8 protein-coding genes are annotated in these 8,788 nt (G+C 41.3%); 3 read left to right on the forward strand and 5 right to left on the reverse strand.

Going from position 1 to position 8,788, the window contains the following annotated elements; all coding sequences use genetic code 11:
• Positions 1-861 precede the first annotated feature (861 nt).
• From M917_RS07655 to M917_RS07665, 3 genes are all read left to right on the forward strand, one after another.
• Positions 862-1,122 (forward strand): DUF4212 domain-containing protein, encoded by a 261-nt coding sequence (locus M917_RS07655; protein WP_021814233.1) that lies wholly within the window; start codon positions 862-864, stop codon positions 1,120-1,122.
• A 4-nt stretch (positions 1,123-1,126) separates the two neighbouring features.
• The gene (locus M917_RS07660) at positions 1,127-2,995 is read left to right on the forward strand and encodes a sodium:solute symporter family protein (protein ID WP_021814234.1); all 1,869 of its coding nucleotides are present in this window, start codon (positions 1,127-1,129) and stop codon (positions 2,993-2,995) included.
• A 143-nt stretch (positions 2,996-3,138) separates the two neighbouring features.
• Positions 3,139-3,684, forward strand: coding sequence for a hypothetical protein (locus tag M917_RS07665; RefSeq protein WP_021814235.1), 546 nt, complete (start codon positions 3,139-3,141; stop codon positions 3,682-3,684).
• An 83-nt stretch (positions 3,685-3,767) separates the two neighbouring features.
• Here M917_RS07665 and M917_RS07670 read toward each other — a convergent pair whose 3' ends face one another.
• From M917_RS07670 to M917_RS07690, 5 genes are all read right to left on the reverse strand, one after another.
• Entirely contained in the window at positions 3,768-4,373 is a 606-nt protein-coding gene (locus M917_RS07670) for a rhomboid family intramembrane serine protease (protein WP_021814236.1), read from the reverse strand.
• Positions 4,374-4,413: 40 nt separating this feature from the next.
• On the reverse strand, positions 4,414-5,466 hold the full coding sequence (locus M917_RS07675) for a 5'-nucleotidase (RefSeq protein WP_021814237.1): 1,053 nt from the start codon (positions 5,464-5,466) through the stop codon (positions 4,414-4,416).
• Between the two features lie 259 nt (positions 5,467-5,725).
• A complete protein-coding gene (locus M917_RS07680) occupies positions 5,726-7,015 on the reverse strand; it encodes a TRAP transporter large permease (protein ID WP_021814238.1) in 1,290 nt (429 codons plus the stop codon).
• A complete protein-coding gene (locus M917_RS07685) occupies positions 7,012-7,539 on the reverse strand; it encodes a TRAP transporter small permease (protein ID WP_021814239.1) in 528 nt (175 codons plus the stop codon). Before M917_RS07685 ends, M917_RS07680 begins: the two co-directional genes overlap by 4 nt.
• Before the next feature lie 17 nt (positions 7,540-7,556).
• Positions 7,557-8,615, reverse strand: a complete 1,059-nt coding sequence (locus M917_RS07690) for a TRAP transporter substrate-binding protein (RefSeq protein ID WP_021814240.1) — start codon at positions 8,613-8,615, stop codon at positions 7,557-7,559.
• Positions 8,616-8,788 lie beyond the last annotated feature (173 nt).

Consider the following 8,788-nt stretch of genomic DNA (forward strand, 5'->3'; position numbering starts at 1 on the left):
TTAAAGGCGCGACATCAAAATATCATGTGCATTCTATAGATATTCAGCCGTTTGCGATATCATATTTACTTATTAGTTTATAACGATTATTTATAAAATAAATGTTAATCACAGTTGATATCCTATACTATGTGTGTGAGTAACAATTTAGCAGCATAAGTTACACCGCTATCGTACTTTTTCAGTAACGTTAATCACTAATATGATGTTTGCCATAATATATCGTATGGTATTTTTCTGAAAATATAGATACTATCTATAGCTGCGTTAGTTAGCATTAATAGCTCTTATTTAGTATAAAAACTTTATGTAGAGTTGATTTTTAATAATTCGCACGAATAGTTAGCTTATTAGAAGCTTGTCAGGAAGACAAGATTGCAAAAAAGACAGCGGACCGTCTCGCCCCCTTCTTTCTTCCTCAAAAAATCCTATTCTTTGCGATGCTCGATTAAAGCGGCCAATACAATACTGAATAATTTCGTTGTTACTTTTAGATCAATGGGCTTAGTGATCTTATATTTTTAGTAACTCTATATTTTTAGTGATTTTATGCTCTCGATAATAATATATATTGTTACACATGAATGATCTCGCTGTTTATCACTGTCAATTTATAAAGCAGTACATATCTATTTTTTATGACCCTGTATAAGTAATAAAAAATAGCCAAAGCCTCTCTCATGTTATTGTTGGTATTAGTGCGTTTGAATCAATTGCCTTAGCAGTCTATGAAGCAACGTTTTTTTACTAGATACTTTATCGTTATACAGTATCGTTGCAATCAATAAATGCTAGACTATTTATAATGTACTAGGATTAAATCAACAATAAGATTTTAGGTAAGACAAAAGGAGTTGTCCTATGGAAAACCACAACGATCCATCCGGCTATTGGCGTGCCAATATCCGTCTTATTATCGGTAGCCTAGTTATCTGGGCACTGTGTTCATATGGCTTTGCCATCTTATTACGGCCACTCATCGCTGGTATCAAAATCGGCGGTACCGATTTAGGCTTCTGGTTCGCTCAACAGGGGTCTATTGGGATATTTATCATCTTAATTTTCTTTTACGCTTGGCGTATGAATAAGTTAGATAAACAATATGGCGTAGACGAGGAATAGCCCTATGAGTCAATTTGCGATTAATATTATTTTTGTGGGTCTATCTTTCGCACTATACTTCGGTATTGCGATTTGGGCACGCGCTGGTACGACCAGTGAGTTTTATGTTGCAGGCGGTGGTGTACACCCTGTCGTGAACGGCATGGCAACTGCTGCTGACTGGATGAGTGCAGCTTCTTTTATCTCAATGGCAGGTCTGATTGCTGCTAGTGGTTATGGTGCATCGACTTATCTGATGGGCTGGACCGGTGGTTATGTTCTATTAGCAATGCTGCTCGCCCCTTACTTACGTAAGTTTGGCAAGTTTACCGTTCCTGACTTTATTGGTGATCGCTTTTATTCTAAGACCGCTGCTATGATTGCAGTCGTCTGTTTGATTATTGCGTCAACGACGTATGTTATTGGACAGATGACGGGTGCTGGCGTTGCCTTCTCACGCTTCTTAGAAGTTGAAAATACGACTGGTCTGATTATTGCGGCTATCGTTGTATTCTTCTACGCCGTACTTGGTGGTATGAAAGGGATCACTTACACACAGGTTGCACAGTATGTGGTTCTAATGATTGCCTATACGATCCCTGCTGTATTTATTTCACTTGAATTAACAGGCAATCCAATTCCAGGTTTGGGCTTGTTTTCAAATCATATAGAATCAGGTGTGCCTATCTTGACTAAGCTTAACCAAGTCGTGACCGACTTAGGCTTTGCTTCTTATACTGCTGATGTTCCTAACAAACTGAACATGGTGCTATTTACCTTATCACTCATGATAGGTACAGCAGGCCTACCACACGTTATCATTCGCTTCTTCACCGTACCTAAAGTGGCTGATGCTCGCTGGACAGCGGGTTGGACGTTAGTGTTTATCTCGCTACTATACTTTACTGCTCCAGCAGTAGGTGCGATGGCACGTCTAAACCTAATCGATACCGTCTATCCACAAGGTGTTGCAGAAGCGCCTTTAGAATACGATCAACGTCCAGACTGGATGAGAACATGGGAAGATACAGGTCTTATCAAGTATAACGATCTGAATAATGATGGTCGTATTCAGTTATATAACGATAGTGGACTTGGTACCGCTCAGCTAGCACTTAATACCGCACAAACTGACGGTGGCGATGTTGCTGCAGCAACCGCGGCTGTTGAAGCAGCTCGAATCAAACATGATACAGAAGTTGATGGTCGTTTTGCTGCTGCAGGCTGGGCAGGTAATGAGCTTGACGTGAATGCTGATATCTTAGTATTGGCTAACCCAGAAATTGCCAATCTTCCACCATGGGTCATTGGTCTAATTGCCGCAGGTGGTTTGGCGGCTGCACTATCAACGGCAGCTGGTCTATTACTGGCTATTTCATCAGCAATCAGTCATGACTTGATCAAAAGAAACTTGAATCCAAACATCAGTGATAAAGATGAGTTAAAATACGCACGTATCACTATGGGTGTGGCGATTGTGGTAGCTACCTACTTAGGTATTAATCCACCAGGATTTGCCGCACAGGTGGTGGCATTGGCTTTCGGTATTGCTGGTGCGTCGCTCTTCCCTGCACTGATGATGGGTATTTTCTCTAAGCGTATTAACAACCTTGGCGCGATTGCAGGTATGTTAACAGGCTTGATTAGTATCTTAGTCTATATCTTTATCTTCAAAGGCTGGTTCTTCATTAGCGGTACTGCTAACTTCCCTGATACTGAAGAGTACTGGTTGTTTGGTATTTCACCTTTATCATTTGGTGCGGTTGGTGCTTTACTTAACTTTATCGTAGCGTTTGCTGTATCTTATGCTACTGCGCCACCACCATTACACATTCAAGAATTGGTGGAAAGCGTCCGCTCTCCACGTGGCGCGGGCGGTGCAGTCGACCACTAAGCTCACGCATGATGATATATCTTCAGTTACCATATATCACTCACAGGCAGTAGCTGCTTGTGAGTGATTTTTTTATCGCCTATTTATTACAAAAGTTTTTAAATTTTTGTAATAAATATATTTAACGCATTAAGGAAAATTTTATGCTTTTTGAGTTTATCGCTACCATCGCTGCCGCATTTGGCATGGCTGGATTGGCACTGGTCATAACTCACCTCAGTAAGCTGGCTGGAAAACGTGCGCCAAAATGGCTGATTCCTCTCTTTGCTGCTATTGGCATTTTTGCTTTTCAAATACATCAAGAATACAACTGGTATGACCAGCAAGTGAGTAAGCTACCTAAAGGCGTACAAGTGGTCAAAACAGCAGAGAGTACCGAATGGTTTCGTCCATGGTCGTATGTCAAACCACAAATATTACGCTTTATAGCTGCCGATATTGGTAATGCTAGCGTACAAGTGGACAATCCAAATATGCACTTGGTCAATCTATACTTATTTGAGAGACGCAGAAGTATACAGAAAATACCACAAGTCATAGACTGTAATACCCCTGCACGTGCAGATTACGTGATACCAGAAAAAGACAGCAATCTTACAATCGACGAACATGTTCAGCAGACAACAGCATGGCGAGATTTGGCAACGGATGATCCATTATTTATCAGCATTTGTACTGATAAAAACTAGCGGTACTATCACTATGACAGTAACCTGATCTTGAGAAATAACCATAAGAAAAGTTTCAATGATATTCAAAACTCTTTAGACATTTAATAGCGCTGAGAAACTGCCGAATAAGTGTGCTTTGAGTTAGCCCCTAACAGCAGTCCGGCGCATAAACCACCAAAATGCGCTGCAAATGAGATACCTTGTTGCGGCATCAATCCTTGCTTGATAGTCAGCCAATAGCCAGTACCCATGACAATACAAGCGAGCAGATAGCCCCAACGCCGCGCAAATATTGCACCACCTATCATATAACCGAGCATCGCAAAACACAGTCCTGATGCACCAATATGAATAGAGGATGGCGAACCAATGATCCAAGTGACCAATCCAGAGGCGACAACCAGTTTCAATACCGTACGATAAGCATTTTTTTCAAACAAGCCGAACAAAAACAAGATTTGTAACAATGTCACAGTGTTGCCAAGCAAATGTGAAAAGTTGCCATGCATCGTCCATGAAGCAAACACCCCGATCATACTGCCCACATCTAAGGCGCGCGGAACAATCCCAAAAATGTTCCACAGTCCAAATAATGCGACTTTATTCAAAAAAAACATGCCCCACATCGGTATCAATACAAAAGCATATAAGCCGATAACCTGTTTTATTCGCACCACAATCAAGCTAAGCAATTGCTGCCAATTCATATAGCATTTTGTCCTTTTGATTAATTTCTTTAGGTATGCCCTAATGATTCACAGCAAAAAGCGGGCGCTCTACCGGTGTAAAAGCCAACAAGGTCGCGTCTTTATCAGTCGTTAAATAACTGTCGCCATGTAGTAACGACGTCGAGTGATAAGGTACCAAAGCTGTAGGAATGAAACGTCGCGCCGCATCAATATGTTTGATTGAATCATCAAAAAAGATATGAGGCGCAAACGTTCTAAGCACCGCTGTTTTTTCTAGACCGCCTAAGAAAAACGCCATATCGACATTGACACCCCACTCTCGTAGCGTCTTGATAGCACGCAAATCAGCAGGCGCATTGCGAGCAGTGACCAATGCAATTTTTATTGGAGAGTATTTAAGACCCGCTGGCAAACGCTCTTGTAAGTTTGATAGCTTAATCAACAATTCCGCATAAGGACCTTTTTCAATTGGTAAGTCTCGCATCTGTATTTCACGATCGTGAAAGGCGCGCAGACCTTTTTGCTTATAAAGTAGCTCGCCTGAATCATCAAATAATACCGCATCTCCATCAAAAGCAATGCGTAATTGATTGGTATCTAACTCATAGGTGTTTACAGGCGTCGCATCGAGTATGGCACAAGCACAAATATTAGCATCGGCAACTTGCTGCGCGTCATCACGGTTGGTGGTTAAAAACAAATCAACATTGAAATCTTTAATGTAAGGAGCAACAAGGCTACCTGAAATAAATGCTGATCGTGAAATATTAAGCTTGTGTTCAAGAATTGCGTTAAGTACTTGGATACCTGTATCTGGACTGCTTTTTGAGACGATAACGACTTCCACCAATGGTGCTTCAATATCTAAATTTGGCGTGCCATCTCTATGGCAGTAATCGTTTAGATTGAGCAGTGCTTTTATCAAAGGGTAACCTGCACCAATATTTAAAGGGTCGTTTTCACGCTCGGTCATATAGTCACGGAATTCTTTGATAGCGCTTGTAGGTCGCTGCTCTAATAGCTGCAATAAGTAATTTTCTGACTCTGTTAAATCAAAAAGCGCCGTTGCAGAAATCGCGACTATTAGCGTGTTACTAAAATCGACTGCCATACTCTCTCTACTTATAAGATTATCTATACGGAAATATCAACCAGTTTACTACATTCATAAGCCTTTATAATGCTAAGAAAAGTTATCGCTGGGCAATGTGCGATAAGTGCAAAATAGACTTGTAAATAGCCTACTCAAAATACCCGCCTAAGGGACACAAAAAAGCCATATTGCAGTGACCACAATATGGCTTCTAAATGTGAATACATTATAAAACTGTGATAGGGCTAACCTTCAGACTATTTTTTATCGACAATGCCTAGGTCAATAATACTAATGATATCGCTGGAAATGCCACCAAAATCACTAACCGAATGACATCAGAGACGATAAAAGGCGCAACCCCACGAAACATATCACTAAGCTTAATATGTGGTGCCATCGCTTTAATCACAAAAATATTCATCCCCATCGGCGGCGTAATCAAACCAAGCTCCACCGTCAGAACCGCAATGATACCAAACCAAACAGGATCAAATCCTAAAGCGACAATGATAGGGTAAACCACTGGGATAGTAATGACCAACATTGCCAAGGCATCCATAAACAGCCCTAGCAAAAAGTACATGATCAAAATACAAATCAATACCACCATAGGACTAACCGCTAACGTCCCAATCCAAGTCGCCAATGTATAGGACAGGCGTGATACTGAGATAAAGTAACCCAATGCTTCGGCACCTAACAGCATAAAAAAGACAACCGCTGATAAGGCAAGCGTTTCAATCAGTGACTGCTTAAGACCTTTTAATCGCATACCTTTGGCAAATGCATACGCCCAAGAGACAAACGCCCCCACTGCTGCGCCTTCTGTTGGCGTAAATAATCCAAAGAAAATACCGGCAATAATAATGATGAAAATAAAGCTAAAAGGTATCAGTCCAGTTAATGATAAGAGCTTTTCTTTCCAAGAAGTAGGCTCACCACGGCGCGCTAAATGCGGCTTCCAGCGCACCATAATCATGACCGTGATGGAATACATCACCATGCCTAAGATACCCGGTAAAAAACCAGCAATAAACATATCACCGACGGACTGCTGAGTTAAAATGGCATAGACCAGCAAAGCAATACTGGGCGGAATCATAATACCTAAAGTACCGCCCGCCGCTAAAATACCGCAAGCAAAACCTGGCTGATAACCGTACTTTTCCATCTGCGGCAGCGCCACTTTCGTCATGGTAGAGGCGGTGGCCAGTGAAGAGCCTGAAATGGAAGCAAAGATACCGGACGAGCCAATACCTGCAATACCAAGGCTGCCCCTTACCCCACCAAAGATGGTACGAGTGGCGTCAAACAATTTGCCTGCCATGCCTGAGTGGGTCGCAAAGACCCCCATCAAAATAAATAAAGGAATCGCACTAAAATCATATTTGGCTAAAACATCTACCGGAATGTCTTTAAGCATTTGCAGTGCACCACTTGGTGCAGTCACTGCCCCAAAACCGACAAGACCCACACCTAGCATTGCCAGTGCTACTGGCACTCGCAGGACAACAAGCAGAATCATGACGATTAAGCCGATGGCACCGATAATTTCTGGACTCATGCGCCTGTCTCCTCGGCGTCAAAGAATTCGCCCGTTTTAAAAATATTGATAGATTCGATCAGTGAGCGAATGGCAAGTAGGATACTCAAGAGGGCACTGATGAGGTAGATTGGCATCATGGAGATACGAAGGTCTTGGGTGACTTTGCCAAATTCTATGGCATCAATGGCGCTCTCATAAAGCCCCCAACTAAAGACAACACCAATGACAAAAAAGCCCATCATAAAAAAGCCCATCATGTAGCCTTTGATAGCTTGAGGCATCTTTTGAGTAAAGATATCGACGATAATTTGAGAACGCTCAACGAAGGCGGCAAAGGCTGCAAGCAAAGCAAATAGCATGAAATAAGAAACAATCTCCACACTACCCTTGACGGTAAACCCAAACTCGCCACCGCTAAGCTTAAAAATATAACGAGCAGTGACATCCAACATGGTCGTCAGCACAATAATAATAAGACTGATACCACCAAAAAACTGGCATAGTCTAGAAATGAAGGCACTAATTTTGATTAAAAATGTCACGTAACACCTCCAATGAGTTATACCTTACAGGCAGCGCTAGCAGCTTTGGCTTTTTCATAAACGCCATCAGCATCTAAACCCAAAGCTTTGACATCACTTAAATATTTATTAGTACCTTTTTCGAGTGGGCCTTTCCAATTAGGATCATTAAGCGGGTCAGGAATGTCAATAATTTCATCACCTTTATCTTTGGCTGCTTGTATGGCCATTTGGTCATGTTTATCAAATACTTCACCGACCTTGTTGGCAAGCGTCATTCCTGAATTTTTATCTAAAACTTTCTTTAAATCATCAGGCAAGTTTTCGTATTTGTCTTTATTCATAGTGACCATTAAGGCTGAACTATAAAAAGGAATATTGGTGTGATACTTAGTAATCTCGTCTATTTTAAAGGCAGTTACCGCTTCCCAAGGGAAACTTAGCCCATCGACGACTCCACGCTGTAAAGAGGTATACATATCATTAGCAGGTAATCCAACAGGTGATGCACCAGCACTTTCAATAATATCACCAGCAACCGCAGAAGGACGACGGATACGCATGCCTTTCATATCTTCAGGCGTGCGTATCAACTTATCAGTAGTATGAAGTGAACCAGGTCCAGCACCATACATAAATAACATATGCGTGTCTTCATATTCGCTAGCAAGAGTGCCGTCATCATAAAGAGTCTGTAGCATACAACCCATTTGAGTGGCTGAATTTGATAAGCCTGGTAGCTCAGTGATTTGAGTTAAAGGGAAGCGACCATTGGTATAGCCATGAGCTTGTGAACCGATATCAATAGTGCCTTTAGCAGCAGACTCATAGGTAACATCAGCTTTAGCAAGACCCGCTGACGGATACAATTCTACTTTTAGGCGACCATTAGAATCTGCCTCTATTTGCTTAGCCCAAGGCTCAAAAACCTCTGTGCTAATAGATGAAGTAGCAGGCCAAAAATGAGAAAAACGCAAGACAGTCGTTTCTTGTGAGGTTGCTGAAGAGCCATCAGTGGTGTTATCAGATTGGTTAGAGCAGCCGAATAGACTGACAGCCGCTAATGCACCAATTGAAAAAATAGGAGCTAGCTTCATTATCAATTCCTTTTGATAATTATGAGAGTAAGAGTAAAACTTTATAAATGAGAATTTGATCCTGATACATCCTAAGTGATGTATTCGGATTGGCTGTATTTTTTATATCCTTATAATGAAAATACTGTTCAAAATTATCACCTATAATGATATAAGTCAAATCATTTTAATAG

Origin of the sequence: Psychrobacter aquaticus CMS 56, assembly GCF_000471625.1 — a bacterium.
In the GTDB taxonomy this organism is placed as follows: Bacteria; Pseudomonadota; Gammaproteobacteria; order Pseudomonadales; family Moraxellaceae; genus Psychrobacter; species Psychrobacter aquaticus.

Bases quoted from the DNA above. Each gene is read 5' to 3' on its own strand.
- M917_RS07655 (WP_021814233.1), top strand. From the start codon at position 862: ATGGAAAACCACAACGATCCATCCGGCTATTGGCGTGCCAATATCCGT.
- M917_RS07660 (WP_021814234.1), top strand. From the start codon at position 1,127: ATGAGTCAATTTGCGATTAATATTATTTTTGTGGGTCTATCTTTCGCA.
- M917_RS07665 (WP_021814235.1), top strand. From the start codon at position 3,139: ATGCTTTTTGAGTTTATCGCTACCATCGCTGCCGCATTTGGCATGGCT.
- M917_RS07670 (WP_021814236.1), bottom strand. From the start codon at position 4,373: ATGAATTGGCAGCAATTGCTTAGCTTGATTGTGGTGCGAATAAAACAG.
- M917_RS07675 (WP_021814237.1), bottom strand. From the start codon at position 5,466: ATGGCAGTCGATTTTAGTAACACGCTAATAGTCGCGATTTCTGCAACG.
- M917_RS07680 (WP_021814238.1), bottom strand. From the start codon at position 7,015: ATGAGTCCAGAAATTATCGGTGCCATCGGCTTAATCGTCATGATTCTG.
- M917_RS07690 (WP_021814240.1), bottom strand. From the start codon at position 8,615: ATGAAGCTAGCTCCTATTTTTTCAATTGGTGCATTAGCGGCTGTCAGT.